Below are 17,646 nucleotides of genomic sequence, written 5' to 3'. Positions count from 1 at the left end.
CTCCTTCAGTTATTGCCGCCGCTGGTTTTGGTGTAGTTGTAACCAACCCCAATGGATTTGGTGAACGGGATCAGTTGGTTCAAGTAGGTATCCACCCCTTGGATGCGCTCGCCGACGTTGGATTTAGGCACGAACACCACATCCCCGCGTTGCAGGTGCACCGGTTTACGCCCGTTCGGGCCGGGTTTGAGGTATTGGCTGAAGTCCAGGAAGTAGGCGTGGTAGGCGCCCTGGGCATCCTCGCGCAGCAGCGCGACCATGCTGGCATTGCCCGAAGGGTTCACCCCGCCGGCGCCGACAATCGCTTGCTCCAGGGTGTTGGCCGTGCCGAGTTGCACCGCCGTCGGGTTATTCACCGCGCCGCCGACGATCACCGAATTGCCCGGCGCCTGGTTGATGTTCACCGTCACCCGCGGCTCGCGGTAGACCGGCGCGAGCTTGTTGCTCAGCTCCGCGGCCAGTTCCGATGGCTGACGCCCGGCGACCTGGATCGGCCCCAGGAACGGGTAGTTGATCTTGCCGTCGGTCTGCACCGTGTACAGCGTCAGCTCATAAATGGTGCTGACGTTGAACGCCGACAGCGTCGGCATCTCGCCGGCATCGCGCACGATCCGCAGCTGATCGCCGATGCGGATGCGTTCCACGGCCGGCGGCAGCTGCGCCAACTGGTCGAGGGCGCGCTTTCCGTCCTCGACGGTCTTGTCATCCGGCGGGACAATGCGTGCCGGCGTATTGCAGGCGGCCAAGGCCATCACGGCCAGGAGGAGCACGGTTTTTTTCATAAGGGCGGACTTCCTGTTAGTCATGCTGCTCACCTCCAATAACCGGGGAACATGCTGATGCGCCGCTTGAGGGCGAGGGGGAGCCGGCGTTCCTGTTGGCCCAGCCGATAGCCGAGCAACTTGAACGCGCTGCGCACCAGTACTTCGGGTACGCGGTGCAATGCACCGGCTGCGCGCAATGCCGCGAGCTCAGCCAGTACATAGCGTTTACCTTCACCGCCGGCATCGCCAAACGCCTGGCGAATCCACGGCTCGCGACCGTAGAACACGCCAATGTCGAAGTAGCGGTGAAACTCATCCATGAGTCGGTAATCGTGGGAGTGGTACACCCGCGCCGTGGCGGCGTAGCGCACCGTGTAGCCTTCAAGCAGCATGCGCGCAGCGACGTAGGCGTCTTCGCTGCCGATCACATCGGCGGGGAAACCGCCGACCGCCTGCAGGGCGCTGCGTCGGTACACGCAAAACGAGTCGGAGCTGAAGCAGGTCTTGATCCCCAACTGCGGCGCATCGGCCAGGCGCTTGCTACGGCTGTGTGGCGGGTAGTTGAAGTGCCGCGACTGCGCGCCCAGCACACCGGCGCCGGGGTGCGGCAATTGGCGGCCGTAGGCCACGCCGTTGAGCGGATCTTGCTGCAGCTCATCTAGCAGGTTGGCGAAGGTCTCGGGGTCTGCGGGGATCGCGTCCTGGGTCATCACGATCAGCGCCTCGCCGTTCACCTGTTCACTGGCCCAGCGCCGTGTGCCGCCGTGGTTGAAATCGCGGGCGTCGATCACCTCGACCCGGGCGCCGAACTCGCGAAAGCGCGCCACGGTGTCATCGCTGGAAGCGCTGTCGACCACCAGCATTTCGTCCGGTTGCAGCGTCTGCATGTTCAGCGCAGGCAGCAGCCGCGCCAGGTGACTGGACGCGTTGCGGGTCGGGATGATCAACGAGGTGCGCATGTCACTTTTTCACTTCTGCGGGGGCACGCCCGTAGATGTCGTCAAAGCGCACGATGTCGTCTTCGCCCAGGTACTCGCCGCTCTGCACCTCGATCATCACCAGGTCGATGATGCCGGGGTTGGTCAGGCGGTGTTTGTGCCCGGCCGGAATGTACGTGGACTCGTTGGCGTTGATCAGGAATTCGCGCTCACCATTGGTGATCTGCGCCGCGCCGCTGACCACCACCCAGTGTTCGCTGCGGTGGTGGTGCATCTGCAACGACAGTGACGCCTGGGGCTTGACCACGATGCGCTTGATCTTGAAGCGGCTGCTTTCCTCCAGCACCGTGTAGGTGCCCCACGGCCGGGTGACGGTGCGGTGCAGGCTGTACGCCGGATGATTCTGGCGCTTGAGTTCGGCGACGATGTAACGCACATCCTGGCTGCGGTTGGCGTCAGCGATCAGCAGCGCATCCGGAGTGTCGACAATGATCAGGTCGTGTACGCCAACGGCGCCAAGCACGCGCTTGGGCGAGTCGATGTAGCAGTTGTGCACGTCATGCAAAATCGCTTCGCCATTGACCTGGTTGCCGTGGGCGTCGCTGGGCGTGAGCTGGCGCAGCGCCTCCCAGGAACCGATGTCGCTCCAGCCGATGTCGCAGGGCACCACGGCGACTTTCTGGGACTTTTCCATCAGCGCCACGTCGATGGAAATGTCCGGTGCGCTGCCGAAGGCGTCCGAGTCCAGTTCGCGCTGGCGCGAGGTTTTGTTTTGCAGGCTCTGGCTATGGTCCAGTGCGGCTTTGGCGGCCGTCAGCACGTCGGGGGCATGGGCGGTGAGTTCCTCCACCAGAGTGCTTGCCTTGAAGCAGAACATGCCGGCGTTCCACAGGTGTTTGCCGCCGTCGAGGTAGGCTTGCGCGGTGGCCTGGTCGGGTTTTTCGACAAAGCGTTTGACCCGGTTGCCGGTGCCCAGCGCGTCGCCTTTTTCGATGTAGCCAAAGCCGGTTTCCGGGTGGTCGGGCTGGATGCCGAAGGTCACCAGATAACCGGCTTCGGCCAGGTCGCGGGCCTGGGTGACGGCCTCGGCAAACGCGACTTCATTGAGGATCAGATGGTCGGCGGGCATCACCAACAGTTGCGCCTGATCACCGAAATGTTCCTGCACATGCAGCGCCGCCACCGCAATGGCCGCCGCGGTATTGCGCCCGAACGGCTCCAGCAACAGGTCCAGAGGCAAGTGGGCCTTGTTGACCACGCGGTAGTCATCCAGGGTGCGAAACAGCAGGTCGCGGTTGGTCACCGTGAGCACGCTTTCCACGCCGGGCAGTTTGGCGGCGCGCTGAAAGGTTTTTTGCAGCAGGCTCTGGCCGTCACGCATGCGCATGAAAGGCTTGGGCATGTTCTGGCGCGACACCGGCCACAGCCGCGTGCCCGAACCACCGGAAATAATGCAGGGAATTAATCCGTTGAGGGTATTCATCAATAGACTTCCTTGGTGGAGAGGACGGCTGGGACCGTCATGAAGACGATGTACAAGTCAAACCACACCGACCACTTGGAGATGTACTCCAGGTCGTACTCGACACGTTTCTGGATCTTGTACAGGGTGTCGGTTTCACCCCGGTAGCCGTTGATCTGCGCCCACCCGGTGATGCCCGGTTTGACCCGATGCCGCGAACTGTACTCGCTCACCGCCACTTCGAACGGAACGCCGGCAGCCTTGGTCGCGGTGGCATGCGGGCGCGGGCCCACCATCGACATGTTGCCCTGCAGCACGTTGAACAACTGCGGCAGCTCGTCGATGCTGGTCTTGCGAATGATGCGGCCCACCCGCGTGATGCGCGGGTCCTTGCGGGTGGTCTGTTGCTCGGCGGTAAAGTCGCTCTGGTCGGTGAACATCGAGCGGAACTTGAACACGCGAATCTCGTTGTCGTTGTAGCCATAACGGTTCTGACGAAACAGCACCGGCCCCTTGGAGTCGAGCTTGATCGCAATCGCCGTTGCCAGCATCACCGGCGACAGCGCCACCAGGGCCATGCTCGCCAGCAGTAAATCTTCACAGCGCTTGATCACCGGCGACCAACCGCGCAAGGGCAGCTGCGAGGTGTTGAACATCAGGATGCCGCCCACGTCCGTGATGCGGCTGTGGCCGTAGCGCAGCGCGGCCATGTCGGGCACCAGCATGACGTTCACCGACAACTGGCGCAGCCGATTGACCAGCCCATGGATGCGCTGCTCGGCAGCCCAGGGCAGGCAGATCATCACTTGGTTGACCTGCTCGGCGCGGATCAGTTTTTCCAGGTCGCGGGTGTTGCCCAGCAAGGGCAGGCTGCTCAATTCCTTGGGGATGCGCTCGGTGCGGTCGTCGATAAAACCGATCAGGCCGGAACGGATATCGCCATTGCGTTGCAGGTGATCGGCGACGTGCACGGCGGTGTCGGTGAAGCCCAGGATCACAGTGCGCTGCAGGTATTTGCCCTTGCGCATCAGGTTGCGGTACAGGCGCAGCATCACCAGGCGTTCAATGCCGAACAGCGCCAGGCTGGCGAAGTACCACGCCACCAGGTTGCGCGGCGTCAATTGCGGGAAGAACTGCAGGATCTGGTACATGAACAGCAAGATGCAGAACGCTGCCGACCAGGCGACTATCTTGGCCCGCAGGCGCAGGCGATTGCTGAACAGCTCTTCGGAATAGATGCCCAGAGCCTGGAACAGAATGATGGTCATGATCGCAAAAAACAGCAGCAGACCAAGGAAGTGGGAACGCAGCTCGGGAGCCAGTGGGTCGAGGAACAGCACCAACACCAATGGCGGCAAGATGGCAGTCAGGCCATGGATCAACTTGACGAAAACAACAAAAAACTCAACAAAACCAGCGCGGGTCAGAAACAGGCTATCGACTGAAGACTTTTCTCGCATAAACATCCCTCATTGCACTCCAGACCTACTATTCGGCTGTTTGGTCCATCGGCAGCAGGCTGCGTGAAGGAGGGCAAGTCGAACGATGGCTACTCTGGGTAAAACGCAACTATTTCATCCAAGTGAACCATCCAAATGAAGGAAACTTGCGGGGCTAGTGACTTAAGGAGTGTTCCTTTTCTGTTACTCAGTCAATTTGTTGACTGTGGCGCAAAGCTTGCGTGCCAGACACGTTAAGCTGAGTTTTTCGTCGCATTTTATTGACTTTCCTTGCTCGAACACGCGGTGAAGAGGTGTGATTTTGAGTGTAGGAACAAATGTGAGAATTTTCCTGCCAGATGCACAAACCTTTTTCGAATAGAGGTAGGAAAAGGGGACAAGGACGCGGTGGCAGGGCGCCTAAATGCCTGCCACCGGGGACATCGAGGGTTAGAAGTTGCCTTTCACACTCAGGGTAAAATTGCGCGGTTCACCGTAAAAGTTGCCCCAGGCGGCGGTGCCCACGGTTTGATAATAGTGTTTGTCGAAAACATTGTTACCGTTGAGCGCCACGGTCCAGGTGTCGTCTACGCGATAGGCCAGGCGCGCACTCCACACCGCATAACCGGCCTGTTCGAGCTTGATGCCCTGCACGCGGTAGTTGCTGCTCTGGGCGTTGACGCCGGTGCCCACGCTCCATTTCGACAGCGCGCCATCCAGTTGGTAGTCACCCCACATGCGCAGCATATGCCGGGGCACGTAGCTGTTGGACACGCCACCTTCCACGGCGCTGTCGATGTTCTTCAGGGATTTGGTCTGGGTATAGGTGTAGCCGCCAAACACCTGCAGGCGCTCGAGCAATTCACCACTGACTTCGGCTTCTACACCCTGGGCGCGGGTCTTGCCGGTGTCGCTGTAGCAATAACCGTCGGAGGACGTCGGGCAGACGCTGAGGTAGTCGGTTTCAGCCGTGTTTTTCTGCACGGCGCGAAACAGCGCAAGGGAGCTATTGAGGCGCCCCTCGAACCATTCGCCCTTGATCCCCAGCTCGTAGTTGTCACCGATCTGCGGCTTGAGTGCCGCGCCGTCGACCGTGGCGTAGGAACTTTGTGGCTGGAAGATATCGGCGTAGCTGGCGTACACCGAGAGGTGTTCGTCGAGGTCATAAATCAGTGCGGCAAACGGTGTGACTTCGCCGGTTTCCCGGGTGCGCGCATCCTGCACGGCCCATTCGCCCCAGGCCAGGTTGTTGGACTGGCGACGGTTTTCATACCAGCTCACGCGGCTGCCGACGATAAATAACAACGGTTCGGCCAGGCGCAGGCGCAACGTGGCGTAGGTGCCGTATTGGGTGGCGGTTTCCTTGACCGTGCCGCCGCGGTACATGTTGGGCCAGAAGGTATCGTTGGCGGGCTCCGCAAGGTGGTGGTCGGGCTGGTAGATGTTCACGCGCGTCGGCAGGTTCTGGATTGCATACACATCATCCTGGGTGCCCCGGCTGCCGTTGGCGCCAATGATCAGTTCGTGTGCGAGGCCGAAGGCTTCGAACTTGCCGTCCAGGTAGGCGTCGAGGCCGAAGTCGCGGTGGTCGTAATCCATCAAGGCCGCGTAGGAGTTGGCCGTCGGTGCCGGGTTACCATAGGCGATGGTGCCTTCGCTGGCGGCGTATTTGATGCCTTGCAGGTTGCGGCTGTGCACGGCCGCCACGTTGAGTTTCCAGTCATCGCTGAAGTGGTGGGTGAGGTCGGCGAAGAACGTGGCGCGCTGGCTTTGCCAGTCGTTCCAGGATTGGCCCAGGCAGGTGGAGCGGCTGAGCTTGGCGCTTTTGCCGTCGCTGTAGCGCGGCAAGCCGCCCCAGCAGGGCGAGGCATCAACGTCTTCATAGCTGGCGCCGACGCCCAGGGTGGTGTCGGCGTCGAGGTCGAAATCCAGCGCCGCGTAGACCGCCTGGTCCTGGCGCTTGGCGATATCCATATACGACCCGCGCGTTTGCTGGCTGACGGCCGCGCGGCCGCGCACGGTGCCACTGTCATTCAGTGCGCCGCCGGTGTCGAGGTCGGCGCGGTAGTTGTCCCAGGTGCCGGCGGACAGCGACAGGCTGGTGGTGGGTTTGGCTTGGGGCCGCTTGCGCACAAAATTCACCGCGCCGCTGGCGGTGCCCGCGCCCTTGAGCATGCCGGCTGCACCCTTGAGCACTTCCACCCGGTCATAAATCGCCATGTTGGCGGTAAAGCTGTCGGCCTGTACGTAGTCCTTGCCCATGTCCAGAGGCACGCCGTCGTACTGGTACTGGCCGAGCATCTTGAAACCCCGGGAGTAGAAATACTTGCCGCCCATGGGTGACTCATAGGTGGTGATGCCCGGCGTGCGCTCCATGACGTCATCGATGGTGGTGACGTTCTGATCGTCCATCAATTGTCGGGTCATCACGCTGACCGATTGCGGGGTTTCCCGCAGGCTGTGTTCACCTTTGCCGATCGTCACCGCGCCGGTGGTGTAGGCGCCGGTGCCGTCGGTGGTGGCCCCTGCACGGGCGCCGGTGACGGTGGTGGCGCTCAGGTTGAGCGCGCCGGATTCGGCCATTTGCGGCAGCAACAGCCAGGTGCTTGCACCCTGGCGCTGGGCTTGCAGGTGTTGCCCGCGCAGCAGCTGGTTCAACGCTTGCTCGCGGTCAAGGTTGCCGGTGAGGCCCTGGCTGGACTTGCCGGCGACGCTGGTGGCGTCGTACGACAGGCTGATGCCGGCCTGGCGGGCGAACTGATCCAGCGCGTTGGCCAGGGCGCCTGGAGCGATGTGCCAATCGCGCGCCTGATTATCGACGGCAGGTGTGTCGGCCATCACGGCCGAGGGCAGGCCACCTCCGCTGAGGCAGGCGCCGAGCACGGCGGCCTGCACCGTGCGCTTGAGGGAAGAACGTTGGGAAGGAAACGCTTGCATGACCGCGGAATGCTCCTGAAGGAAGTGGACAACACCGGCCTGTTGATCGGCCTTTCCTTACAGGTCGAGCGGCAATGAGCATTCACCTCATTTATTTTTCAGCACTTACACGCGAGGCGTGACAGTGACCCAGTAGCGGCTGCGGTAGTGAATGCTCACCGGCAACGATTGCGCCACCAGGCTCAACACCTGATCGGTGTCGTCCAGTTGGTACGTGCCCGACACGCGCAGGCTGGCTACCGCTTCGCTGCAACGCACCAGGCCGTTGCGGTAGCGGCTCAGTTCGGCGAGGAAGTCGTCCAGGCGCATGTTGTGGGCACTGATCACACCGTCGCTCCAGGCCCAGGGATCCAGGCCGTTGGCAATCGATGGGCGAATGCCGTGGCGGTCGAACAGTATGTGTTCACCTGGCTTGACGATATGTCGGGGGTTGGATGAATGCTTGTCGGCATACACCCCCACGACGCCGTGCTGCACATCGAGCAAGGTACCTTGAGAGGCTTCGCGCAGCAGAAACCGCGTGTCGAGGGCGCGCAGAAAACCATCGCGGGTCTGTACCCACAACGGCCGGCTGTCGGCACTGCTATTGACCCGTATCTCGCCCTGAAGCAGCTGCAGCTGGCGCCGCTCGGTAGTGAAGGCGGTGTCGATCGCGCTGGCGCTGTTGAGCTGCACCTGGCTGCCATCGCTCAATGTGACCCAGCGCCGTTCGCCGGTGGCCGTGCGGTAGTCGGCCAGCAAGGCGGGCAGGGGTGTGTAGTCGCGACCGAGCCAGGCCAGCCCGGCGGCGCCAGCCATCAGCCCCAACACTTTCAAACCTTCCCGGCGGCTGATGCGTCGGCGCGCGCCATCCAGCGCATGGTGGCCGACGCGAGCGGGAACCTGGGCAAACTCATCATGCATGCTCGCTACGCGATGCCACACCCGCTGATGCTCGGCGCTGGTCTGCAACCACTGCTCGAACGCGGCGGTGCTGGCGTCATCGGCGACGTTGAAACGCAGCTTTATCATCCACTGGATAGCCTGGTCGAGCAGGCGCGGGTCAACGTTCGGCATACCGCAACCGGTAGCAGGCGTGCAGCGCTTTGGACAGGTCGCGCTCAACGGTGGCTTTGGACACGCCCAGGCGCAAGGCGATTTGCGCACACGTCAGGCCATCCAGTTGCGCCAGCAAAAAGGCTTCGCGTACGCGTGGCTTGAGCTGGTCGAGCAAGCGGTCGATGCGCTCCAGGCTGTCGAGGATCAGCAGCCGGGTCTCCTCCGACGGCACTTGCAGTTCCGGGAAGTGCGCGAGGCTCTCAAGGTAGGCGCGTTCCAGTTCGCGGCGCCGGTATTGGTCGATCATCAGACTGCGCGCGATGCTGCTCAGGTAAGCGCGCGGCTGCTGCAAGGTTTGCTGTTTGCGCGCGATGAGCAGGCGCATGAAGGTTTCCTGCGCCAGGTCGGCAGCGTGTTCACGGCAGCCGGTGCGCCGGCTTAACCAGCCGCGCAGCCAGGAGTGATGAGCCTGGTAGAGCTGGCCGAGGGTGGCAGGGTCCAGAGGGGGGTCGCTCGACATGGGCATCCTGCGCAACAGTCTCAATTGATAATGTTTCGCATTCTAGACGCTGGTTGTGGTCACGAGCAATCGCCCGGTGCCGTCGTGAGCAAAGAATGTATCCAGCACAATTTTTTGTGCGCGCAAGGCTGGCCGATTAGCCTGCAGGCTTTTACGGCGCAGGGCTTGAGCATGATCGATCTTTCAACCTTGTTGGTTTTTTCAGGGGCGGTGGTGTTGCTGCTGCTATCGCCGGGGCCGAACATGGCGTTTGTTATCAGCCATGGCGTGAGTTATGGCTGGCGCGGTGGCGTGGCCTCAAGCCTGGGGATTTGCGTCGCAGACCTGCTGCTGACCGCGTTGACCGCCACCGGTGTCACGGCACTGGTCGCCAGTTGGCCGCCGTCGTTTGATGTGATTCGTTATGCCGGCGTCATTTACCTGCTGTGGCTGGTGGTCAAGACCTTGCAGAAAAGCCCGAGCCTGGACGCTGCCCAGGTGAAGCGCGTGCGCCTGGGGCGTGTGTTTGCGCAGGCCATGCTCAACAGCCTGCTCAACCCCAAGGCACTGTTGTTTTTCATGGTGTTTTTGCCTCAGTTCGTCAGGCCGCAGGCCGGTTCCATCACGCTGCAACTGCTGATGCTGGGCGGCGTTCTGACACTGATTGCCGGTGTGTTTCATGCGTTGCTGGGGATTTTTGGCGGCGCGCTCAGGCGCTTTTTTGCCGGCCGCGCACAGAGCGCCAGGCTCCAGAAATGGGGCCTGGCGACGGTGCTCATGCTGCTGGCCGCGCGGCTGGCGCTGATGTCTCGGCCAGCTTGACAGGGCACCTCAACCCAACCGAGCTGCCGCCCGTGCCACGACCTCGCCGCGCACGCGACGCGATTCGGCCGTACGCTTCCTGGCTTCTTCCAGTACGTGCGCGGGCGCGGTCTGCGGGCTGCCCGAATCGAACGGCGGGGCGGGCGCGTATTCGATCTGCAACTGCACCAGTTGCGCCGCGGCCTCGCTGTAGAGTTCGGCGGCCAGGGTCAGGGCAAAGTCGATTCCTGCCGTAATCCCGCCGCCGGTCAGCAGGTTGCCGTCACGCACCACGCGCGCTTGCACCGCAATGGCGCCGAGTGGGGCGAGCAGGTCGTGATAGGCCCAGTGCGTGGTGGCCCTGCGACCGCGCAGCAAACCCGCCGCGCCGAGTACCAGCGAACCGGTGCACACCGAGGTCACGTAGCGTGCGGTCTGTGCCTGGACCTTGAGAAAATCCAGGGTTTGCGGGTCTTCCATCAAGGCGCCGACGCCGGCACCGCCGGGCACGCAAATCACGTCCAGGCGTGGGCAGTCGGCGTACGTCATGGTCGGCGTAAACACCATGCCGGTGCTGGAGGTGACCGGCGCCAGGTCTTTCCACACCAGATGCAGTTGCACATCCGGCAGCGAACCCAGCACGTCGTAGGGGCCGGTGAGGTCCAATTGCTGGATACCGGGGAACAACACAAAGCCAATCTGCAAGGTCATCGATGAAGCTCCGATAAAGGGGTAGACGGCCTCACTCTAGAGGCCTAGGCTTTGGCGCATACGCCATTGAGCCCACAGATTACGCCAACATGACCCGGACCATTCACGTACTCGCCTTCAATAACGCCCAGGTGCTCGACGTGACCGGGCCATTACAGGTGTTTGCCACCACCAATGACCTGGCGCGCCAGCGCGGCCAGCCGCTGCCTTATGCGGTGTCGGTGATCGCCGCCCAGGCGGAACCGGTGATGACCTCTGCGGGCCTGGCCTTGGTGGCCGAGCCGCTGCCTGCGGCCGACGCGCCGTGCGACACGCTGGTGATCGCCGGCGGCTGGGGCGTGTATGGCGCCGCCGAAGATGCCGCGCTGGTCGATTGGGTCACGCAAAAAGCCCGGCACACCCGACGCATGACCTCGGTGTGCACCGGGGCTTTCCTGCTCGCCGCCAGCGGTTTGCTCGATGGTTGCCGCGTGGCCACCCACTGGACACGCTGCGAGGAACTGGCGCGCAAATTTCCGTCGCTGACGGTAGAGGCCAATCCGATTTTCATCCAGCAAGGCTCGGTGTGGACGTCCGCCGGCGTGACGGCCGGCATCGACCTGTGCCTGGCCCTGGTGGAAGAAGACCTGGGCCGCGCCGTGGCCCTGGAAGCGGCGCGGCACTTGGTGGTGTTCCTTAAACGCCCCGGTGGGCAAGCGCAATACAGCGTGGCGTTGTCCCTGCAAAAGGGCGACAGCCGCTTTGCCGACTTGCACGCCTGGATGGCCGAAAACCTCACCCTCGATCTGAATATTCCCACCTTGGCCGCCCAGGCCGGCATGAGCGAACGCAGCTTCGTGCGGCACTACCGCGCCGAAACCGGCCAGACCCCGGCGCGCGCAGTCGAGCTGATCCGCGTAGAAACCGCGCGTCGGCAGTTGGCCGACAGCACGGCGTCGATCAAACGTATCGCGGTGCAGTGCGGTTTTGGCTGCGAGGAAACCCTGCGGCGCAGTTTCCTGCGGGCACTGGAAGTCACGCCCCAGGCTTACCGTGAGCGCTTCTGCGCACCGACTTGAGCGAAAATGTACACATTTTGCAGCGGGCTGGGCCTGTACATTTCCCACGGCATCATCGAAGCGGCGGCACGATCTGGGCAGAAAGCGTGGAGGGGCAGGGCAGCGTGTTCAGTTTCAGGATCAAAGCTGCCCGGTAACGTTCAGGCCCGATCCAGCAATTCGCAGATTGCTCTGAGGGTGGGCTGTGGCGCTTCCTGAGGAATGTTGTGGCCCACACCGGACAAGACTTCGCGTCGGTAAATACCGCTGAAATGTTCCTCGTCGTCATCCACCGCTGGGGCCGGGCCTACGCCGTCATCAGCGCCGCACAGCGAAATCGTCGGCACCGAAATCGGCGGTTGCGCGGCCAGTGCCTGCTCGATCGCCTCCAGCGCCGGGTCGCCCGGCGCGTAGGTGAAACGGTGCCGATAGGAGTGAATCACCACGTCGACAAAGTCCGGGTTGTCAAACGACGGTGCGGTGTGGCCATACAGCCCCGGCCCCTCAGCCCAGGTCGGCGACCACAGCCGCCACAACAATTCGCAGAACTCACGGCGATTGGCGCTCAGACCGTCCACGCCACGCTGGGTGTGAAAGTAAAACTGATACCACAACCGATGCTCCGTTTCCGGCGCGCTCGGTTCAAGCGACTTGGCAATGTCCTGGATGTTGTAGCCATCCCCGGTCACCAACCCGCGCACTCGGTGCGGCCATAGAGCGGCGACGATACACGCGGCGCGTCCACCCCAGTCGTAACCGGCGAGCGTGGCCTGCGCGATGCCAAGGGCATCCATGAAATCCAGCAGGTCCTTGGCCAACGCCGCCTGTTGGCCGGAGCGCATCACCTGAGCGTTGATAAACCGCGTCGGGCCATAACCGCGCAGATAAGGCACCAACACCCGACAACCGCGTTCGGCCAGGGCCGGCGCGATCTCATCGTAGCCACGCGGGTCGTAAGGGAAACCATGCAGCAGGATCACCGGTTCGCCGTCTTCGGGGCCGTGGGCTTCGTAGGCGATTTCCAGCATCGGCGTACGGACATATAGCAGCGGGGCGAGCGTAGTCATGAGGGGCACTTATCGACTGGCCAAAGTAGCGGCCACTCTAGCTCAAACCCGTGACGGTACGGGGTGTAAATCAAGGCAGTCGTCTGACTTGTCCAGCCCGACCTGGCGCAACCCGATGCAATGCCTGCGTCAATAACCCCAGCACCATCAGATCATGCCGCTGGCCATTCCAGAACCCGGCTTCTCGCAACGTCCCTTCGGCGATGAAGCCCAGGCGCTCCAACAACGCCAGTGACGCGGTGTTTTGCGGATGCACCAAGGCTTCAACCCGATGCAAGTGCATGTGCGCGATGCCCCAATCGAGCATTGCCCGCAACGCTTCGCTCATCAAGCCCTGGCCACGGGCGGCGGGCGCCAGTTCACAGGACAGGGCGCAGCTGTGCCAGGCGCGATTCCATTTGAACAGGCCGCAACTGCCGATCAGTTCGCCGTCCCGTTCAATCCCCCAGCGTGTGCCGGGGTTGGGCTGGGTGCGCCACTGGGCGAAGGTGTCGATCAGCGCGTAGGCCTGGGCGAGGTCGGTCATCGGATCGGCGCCAAACCAGCGCATGTTGATGGTGTCGCGGTGGATGGCGAACAGGGCGGGGGCGTCGGTTGCGCGCAGTTCGCGCAGGCGCAGGCGCTGGGTGGCAAGCGTCGGGAATGGGCTCATGAGGCGGTCGTCGCCATCACCTGAGCCCGATCAATCACGCATCCAAAATGGTGCCGCCACAAATCCACGCCCAGTGTTCCCGACCGGTCCAGCGACGAGCCCACGGTCAAATCGCTGATCAGCGTCGGCTGCAAGCCGGCGTCAAATAACGCGAACCCGGCCGCCAGCACGCACGTATCGGTTTGAAGGCCACACACCAGCACGCGCTCCGGCGCCAGGCTTTTCAGGTAGTCCAGGGTTTCGGGTGTCGGCGCATAGCCGTGTTTGATGAAGATGCGCTCGGCTGCGATCAGGCTGTCGTCATCCGGCGCGGGTTGCCAGCCCAGTTGGCGGACAAAGGGGGTAATGCTTTCGTCGTGGCGCTCCACAGTGGCCACCGAGGGTAGGCGCCCGAGCAGGGCGTTGATGCCATCGACCAGCCACGCGGGTGGATTGAAAGAAGGTTGCACGTCGATGATCAACAATACCTGGCGCATGGGGTTCCTGAACGCAGCTCGGGGGATGCCCATTGTGCACGCTGTGGGGTTCAGCGAGGCGCCTCAGATCAAAATCAACAGCTGGAGGCTGAACCCGATCACCTGTGGGAGCGGGCTTGCTCGCGAATGCGATGTGTCAGCCTCTGCATGCAGTCACTGACACTCCCGCTTCTCGACAAACCCGATCGCACTGTCGGCCCTCAGTGTCAGGTAGATAGGCCTCCGCTGTGCGTCAAGCCTGCTCACGGTTGCCAGGTGGTCTTTTCGCCGCTGAGCTTGCGGTCCAGGAAGGTCGCCGCGCTGATCAGCGCCAAATGGCTCAACGCCTGCGGCGTATTGCCCAGGTGATGCGCCTGGCTGTCGAACTCTTCGGCGTACAAGCCCAGCGGGTTGGCGTAGCGCAGCAGTTGTTCGAATTCCAGGTGGGCCTTCTCCACTTGCCCGGCGCGCGCCAAGCATTCGACGTACCAGAACGAACACGCGGCGAATGCGCCTTCGGTGCCTTGCAACCCGTCGATCTGGCTGTCGTCGTTGCGGTAGCGGTAGACCATGCCGTCACGCACCAGGCTTTTCTGGATTGCTTCAAGCGTCGACAGCCAGCGTGGGTCGGTCGCCGCGACGAAGCGCACCAGTGGCATCAGCAGCATCGAACCATCCAGCGCAGTACTGCCGATGTGCTGCACGAAATGCCCGCGCTCTTCATCCCAGAAGTTGCTCCAGATATCCGCGTAGATCGCCTGGCGTGTCTGGTCCCAGCGCGCAAACGGGGCGGGCAGCGAGCGCTTGGAGGCCAACCGGATTGCACGGTCCAGCGCCACCCAGCACATCAGGCGCGAATGCAGGAAGTGATGCTGCTCACCGCGCATTTCCCAGATGCCCACGTCTTGCTGGTTCCAGATTTCGCACACCTGATCTGCTACTTCCACGGTGTGTTTCCAGCCTTCATGGGAAATCGCTTCACCGTATTTGTTGACCAGATACACCGCATCCATCAGCTCGCCGTAGATATCCAGCTGGACCTGGTCAAACGCTTCATTGCCGATGCGCACCGGTTTGGCGCCGCCGTGGCCGCTGAAGTGATCAAGCGTGGCTTCCGGCAGTTCCTGGCGCCCATCGATACCGTAAAGAATATTGATTTTGGTCGCCTGACCGCAGCAGTCACTGACGCGGCCTTTCAGCCAGCGCATATAAGCATTGGCCTCTTCGATGAAGCCCAGACGCATGAAGGCGTAGACGGTAAACGAGGCGTCGCGGATCCACGTGTAGCGGTAGTCCCAGTTGCGTTCGCCGCCGGGGGTTTCCGGCAGGCCAAATGTCGCGGCGGCGATGATTGCGCCGTGCTTGCGTGAGGTCAGCAGCTTCAAGGCGAGTGCCGAGCGGTTGACCATTTCGCGCCAGCGCCCACGGTAATTCGACTGCGCGATCCAGCCGCGCCAGAATTTCAAGGTGTGCGCCAGCGCCAGGTCGGTGCAGCCGTTGTTGACGCGGGGGTCATCCTGGCCGCCGAGCACGAACTCAGCGCCTTCTTCCTGGCCCAGGGTGAAGCTGGCCACGGCGGCATCGTCTTCGAGCTGCATCGCGTGGCTGCCCGCCAGCCGCAGGCCAGGCAGGCCGTCGGCGGTAAAAGACACGATACCGTCGGCGAGGTTGGCCTGGGTCGGCGTGCGCGCATAGTCGTGGCGCACGGCGCAGCGCAGCTGGATGTTTGCGCTGCCGCTGACCACGCGCACGCGGCGAATCAGCAGCGGCAGGTCGACGATTTCTTCACTGATGACCAGCAGGTCGGTGATTTCCACCACGGCTTCATCGCTCAGCCAGCGGGTTTGCAGCACGTTGGTATCGGGCAGGTAGATTTGTTCACGCCGTGCGTTTTTCAGTTCGGGTGAAAGTTGAAAAACACCCGCCTCAGGCGTGTCGAGCAGCGAACAGAAGATTGACGGGCTGTCGAATTCCGGCCAGCAGAAAAAGTCGATGCTGCCGCGGTCATTCACCAAGGCCGCGCTGCGCATATCGCCAATAATGCCGTGGGCATCGATGGCGCTTTGGGGTTCGTTCTTGAAATCAACCATTGCCACGAAACTCCGGATAAAGGCTCATGCCACCGTCAATGAACAGGGTGCTGCCGACCACGTAGTCGGACGCGTCGCTGGCCAGCCACACCACCGCGTTGGCCACGTCTTCGACGTCGCCGACGCGGCCATAGGGAATCAACTTCAACAGCTCTTTTTCTGCCGCACCCTCGGTGGCTGCGCGGTTGATCGCCGTACGAATGGCCCCCGGCGCAATGCCATTGATGCGGATGCGTTGTTCGCTGACTTCCTGGGCGAGGGTGCGCATCAGCATTTCCACGCCGCCCTTGGAGGCGGCGTAATTCACATGCCCGGCCCAGGGAATGATCTGGTGCACCGAACTCATGTGGATGATTTTGCCGGCGGCACGCGACACGCCTTCGCGCACGCCCTGGCGGTTGAAAATCCGCACGGCGGCGCGGGCACACAGGAACTGGCCGGTCAGGTTGACGCCGATTACGGTGTTCCAATCGTCGAGGGTCATGTCGACCAGGTTGGCGTCTTTTTGCAGGCCGGAGTTGGCCACCAGAATGTCCAGGTGGCCGAAGGCATCGAGGGTCTGGGCGAATAAACGTTCTACGTCGGCTTCCTTGGACACATCGCCACCGATGGCAATCGCCTGGCCGCCGTTGGCGTTGATCTGCGCGGCAAGGGCTTCGGCCGGCGCCGCCTGCGAGTTGTAATTGAGCACCACGGCCGCACCGGCCTCGGCCAATGCCTTGGCAGCGCCTGCACCAATGCCGGAACTGGCGCCGGTGACCAGGGCCACTTGTTGCTGCAACGAGATCTGCATAGCCCACCCACCGTTTTAAGAGAGTCTTTGCAGCTGACTGGCGGCGCGAGGCGGAAGTTCACCGGTTGTCTCAAATGCGACGATGGCTGTCTGTTTCGCTCGTTTTTGCCAGCGTGCTTTTCGCTAGACTCAAGGCCCGTTGATGCGAGCGCCGCCTATGACTGCCCAATTGCCGCCCAGACCATGGCTTGAAGCCTATGCCGACAATTACCGTAATGATGAGGTGGTGCTCCCGCATTGCCATGCCCAGGCGCAACTGATTCATGGGGTGGCGGGGGTGATGGTGGTCAGTACCGCGCAGGGCAGTTGGCTGGTTCCGTCCGGGCATGCGCTGTGGGTGCCGGCCGGTACGCCGCATGAAATCCGCATGGCCGGTGACGTGCACATGCGCACGCTGTTCCTGGCGCCGGATGCGGAGCCCGGGTTGGGGCGGGTGTGCCAGGTGATTGAAGTGTCTGCGCTGCTGCGCGAATTGATCGTCGCGGCGGCCTTGATTGCAGGGCAGAACACCCCGCGCATGCTCGCGTTGATCGAGCTGATCCGCATGGAGTTGCTCAGCGCACCCGTGGTGGCCATGCATGTGCCGGTGCCGGCGGAGGCGCGCCTGGCCAAGCTGTGCACGCATTTTATCCGTCACCCAGCCGATGACAGCAGCCTGGAGTCGTGGGCCGACCTGTTGAACATGAGCGCGCGCACCCTGAGTCGGATTTTCCAGCGTGAACTGGGCATGAGCTTTGGCGAGTGGCGCCAGCGTGCGCGGCTCGCCCTGAGCCTCAAACTGTTGGCCCAGGGCGTGCCCATTCTGGAGGTGGCGCTGGAGCACGGTTACCAGAGCCCGAGCGCGTTCAGCGCGATGTTTCGCCGGGCCATGGGTTACCCGCCGAGCCATTTCCGGCCAGGGCCTTGAGCCACACTGCGCAGTTGTCCGTTCAGCGACGATAGATGGCCTGAGCGCGGGCGAAT

General features: G+C 62.6%; 16 protein-coding genes. 3 read left to right on the top strand and 13 right to left on the bottom strand.

Features of this window, described 5'->3' with window-relative positions:
- Positions 1 to 5: 5 nt before the first annotated feature.
- The 7 genes from L8K08_RS28495 to L8K08_RS28465 all read right to left on the bottom strand — a co-directional run bounded on the left by L8K08_RS28495 (position 6) and on the right by L8K08_RS28465 (position 9,098).
- The gene (locus tag L8K08_RS28495) at positions 6 to 782 is read right to left on the bottom strand and encodes a polysaccharide biosynthesis/export family protein (protein ID WP_145163281.1); all 777 of its coding nucleotides are present in this window, start codon (positions 780 to 782) and stop codon (positions 6 to 8) included.
- Between the two features lie 29 nt (positions 783 to 811).
- The gene (locus L8K08_RS28490) at positions 812 to 1,723 is read right to left on the bottom strand and encodes a glycosyltransferase family 2 protein (RefSeq protein WP_242201645.1); all 912 of its coding nucleotides are present in this window, start codon (positions 1,721 to 1,723) and stop codon (positions 812 to 814) included.
- A gap of 1 nt (position 1,724) precedes the next feature.
- Complete coding sequence (locus L8K08_RS28485) at positions 1,725 to 3,185, bottom strand: mannose-1-phosphate guanylyltransferase/mannose-6-phosphate isomerase (protein WP_242201643.1); 1,461 nt, start codon at positions 3,183 to 3,185, stop codon at positions 1,725 to 1,727.
- Entirely contained in the window at positions 3,185 to 4,624 is a 1,440-nt protein-coding gene (locus L8K08_RS28480; RefSeq protein ID WP_242201640.1) for an undecaprenyl-phosphate glucose phosphotransferase, read from the bottom strand. The genes L8K08_RS28485 and L8K08_RS28480 overlap by 1 nt, the downstream gene beginning before the upstream one ends.
- A 429-nt stretch (positions 4,625 to 5,053) precedes the next feature.
- On the bottom strand, positions 5,054 to 7,540 hold the full coding sequence (locus L8K08_RS28475; RefSeq protein WP_242201638.1) for a TonB-dependent receptor: 2,487 nt from the start codon (positions 7,538 to 7,540) through the stop codon (positions 5,054 to 5,056).
- 105 nt (positions 7,541 to 7,645) lie between these two features.
- Complete coding sequence (locus tag L8K08_RS28470; RefSeq protein ID WP_242201637.1) at positions 7,646 to 8,596, bottom strand: FecR domain-containing protein; 951 nt, start codon at positions 8,594 to 8,596, stop codon at positions 7,646 to 7,648.
- Positions 8,583 to 9,098, bottom strand: coding sequence for a sigma-70 family RNA polymerase sigma factor (locus tag L8K08_RS28465; protein ID WP_242201634.1), 516 nt, complete (start codon positions 9,096 to 9,098; stop codon positions 8,583 to 8,585). Before L8K08_RS28465 ends, L8K08_RS28470 begins: the two co-directional genes overlap by 14 nt.
- A 171-nt stretch (positions 9,099 to 9,269) precedes the next feature.
- Here L8K08_RS28465 and L8K08_RS28460 point away from each other — a divergent pair, with 171 nt between their 5' ends.
- Positions 9,270 to 9,899, top strand: a complete 630-nt coding sequence (locus tag L8K08_RS28460; protein WP_145163296.1) for a LysE family translocator — start codon at positions 9,270 to 9,272, stop codon at positions 9,897 to 9,899.
- Between the two features lie 9 nt (positions 9,900 to 9,908).
- Here the strand turns inward: L8K08_RS28460 and inhA are convergent, their stop codons facing one another.
- Positions 9,909 to 10,589 (bottom strand): isonitrile hydratase, encoded by a 681-nt coding sequence (gene inhA, locus L8K08_RS28455; protein ID WP_242201631.1) that lies wholly within the window; start codon positions 10,587 to 10,589, stop codon positions 9,909 to 9,911.
- Between the two features lie 89 nt (positions 10,590 to 10,678).
- Between inhA and L8K08_RS28450 the strand changes: the two genes are divergently transcribed.
- Positions 10,679 to 11,647, top strand: a complete 969-nt coding sequence (locus L8K08_RS28450; RefSeq protein ID WP_145163300.1) for a helix-turn-helix domain-containing protein — start codon at positions 10,679 to 10,681, stop codon at positions 11,645 to 11,647.
- A gap of 140 nt (positions 11,648 to 11,787) precedes the next feature.
- On the opposite strand, the gene L8K08_RS28445 is transcribed toward L8K08_RS28450, so the two are convergent.
- From L8K08_RS28445 to L8K08_RS28425, 5 genes are all read right to left on the bottom strand, one after another.
- Positions 11,788 to 12,693, bottom strand: a complete 906-nt coding sequence (locus L8K08_RS28445; protein WP_242201629.1) for an alpha/beta hydrolase — start codon at positions 12,691 to 12,693, stop codon at positions 11,788 to 11,790.
- 70 nt (positions 12,694 to 12,763) lie between these two features.
- Positions 12,764 to 13,345 carry a GNAT family protein gene (locus L8K08_RS28440; protein WP_242201626.1) on the bottom strand — a complete coding sequence of 194 codons (582 nt, stop codon included), beginning with the start codon at positions 13,343 to 13,345 and terminating at the stop codon, positions 12,764 to 12,766.
- Entirely contained in the window at positions 13,342 to 13,821 is a 480-nt protein-coding gene (locus L8K08_RS28435) for a cysteine hydrolase family protein (protein WP_145163311.1), read from the bottom strand. The genes L8K08_RS28440 and L8K08_RS28435 overlap by 4 nt, the downstream gene beginning before the upstream one ends.
- Positions 13,822 to 14,063: 242 nt before the next feature.
- Positions 14,064 to 15,890, bottom strand: coding sequence for a glycoside hydrolase family 15 protein (locus L8K08_RS28430; RefSeq protein WP_242201623.1), 1,827 nt, complete (start codon positions 15,888 to 15,890; stop codon positions 14,064 to 14,066).
- A complete protein-coding gene (locus tag L8K08_RS28425) occupies positions 15,883 to 16,683 on the bottom strand; it encodes a glucose 1-dehydrogenase (protein WP_242201621.1) in 801 nt (266 codons plus the stop codon). Before L8K08_RS28425 ends, L8K08_RS28430 begins: the two co-directional genes overlap by 8 nt.
- Before the next feature lie 157 nt (positions 16,684 to 16,840).
- Between L8K08_RS28425 and L8K08_RS28420 the strand changes: the two genes are divergently transcribed.
- Positions 16,841 to 17,590, top strand: coding sequence for a helix-turn-helix transcriptional regulator (locus L8K08_RS28420; RefSeq protein WP_242201618.1), 750 nt, complete (start codon positions 16,841 to 16,843; stop codon positions 17,588 to 17,590).
- The last annotated feature ends 56 nt before the right edge of the window (positions 17,591 to 17,646 follow it).

Source organism: Pseudomonas sp. TREG-RG-20F-10-E-6-01, from assembly GCF_022662455.1.
Classification (GTDB): Bacteria; Pseudomonadota; Gammaproteobacteria; order Pseudomonadales; family Pseudomonadaceae; genus Aquipseudomonas.
Note: the sequence above shows the minus strand (reverse complement) of the source record. Positions and strands in the feature narration are given on the sequence as shown.

Coding starts and splice junctions, on each gene's coding strand:
- L8K08_RS28480 (WP_242201640.1), bottom strand. CDS start 4,624: ATGCGAGAAAAGTCTTCAGTCGATAGCCTGTTTCTGACCCGCGCTGGT.
- L8K08_RS28440 (WP_242201626.1), bottom strand. CDS start 13,345: ATGAGCCCATTCCCGACGCTTGCCACCCAGCGCCTGCGCCTGCGCGAA.
- L8K08_RS28425 (WP_242201621.1), bottom strand. CDS start 16,683: ATGCAGATCTCGTTGCAGCAACAAGTGGCCCTGGTCACCGGCGCCAGT.
- L8K08_RS28485 (WP_242201643.1), bottom strand. CDS start 3,185: ATGAATACCCTCAACGGATTAATTCCCTGCATTATTTCCGGTGGTTCG.
- L8K08_RS28495 (WP_145163281.1), bottom strand. CDS start 782: ATGAAAAAAACCGTGCTCCTCCTGGCCGTGATGGCCTTGGCCGCCTGC.
- L8K08_RS28420 (WP_242201618.1), top strand. CDS start 16,841: ATGACTGCCCAATTGCCGCCCAGACCATGGCTTGAAGCCTATGCCGAC.
- L8K08_RS28445 (WP_242201629.1), bottom strand. CDS start 12,693: ATGACTACGCTCGCCCCGCTGCTATATGTCCGTACGCCGATGCTGGAA.
- L8K08_RS28490 (WP_242201645.1), bottom strand. CDS start 1,723: ATGCGCACCTCGTTGATCATCCCGACCCGCAACGCGTCCAGTCACCTG.
- L8K08_RS28465 (WP_242201634.1), bottom strand. CDS start 9,098: ATGTCGAGCGACCCCCCTCTGGACCCTGCCACCCTCGGCCAGCTCTAC.
- inhA (WP_242201631.1), bottom strand. CDS start 10,589: ATGACCTTGCAGATTGGCTTTGTGTTGTTCCCCGGTATCCAGCAATTG.
- L8K08_RS28450 (WP_145163300.1), top strand. CDS start 10,679: ATGACCCGGACCATTCACGTACTCGCCTTCAATAACGCCCAGGTGCTC.
- L8K08_RS28435 (WP_145163311.1), bottom strand. CDS start 13,821: ATGCGCCAGGTATTGTTGATCATCGACGTGCAACCTTCTTTCAATCCA.
- L8K08_RS28470 (WP_242201637.1), bottom strand. CDS start 8,596: ATGCCGAACGTTGACCCGCGCCTGCTCGACCAGGCTATCCAGTGGATG.
- L8K08_RS28475 (WP_242201638.1), bottom strand. CDS start 7,540: ATGCAAGCGTTTCCTTCCCAACGTTCTTCCCTCAAGCGCACGGTGCAG.
- L8K08_RS28430 (WP_242201623.1), bottom strand. CDS start 15,890: ATGGTTGATTTCAAGAACGAACCCCAAAGCGCCATCGATGCCCACGGC.
- L8K08_RS28460 (WP_145163296.1), top strand. CDS start 9,270: ATGATCGATCTTTCAACCTTGTTGGTTTTTTCAGGGGCGGTGGTGTTG.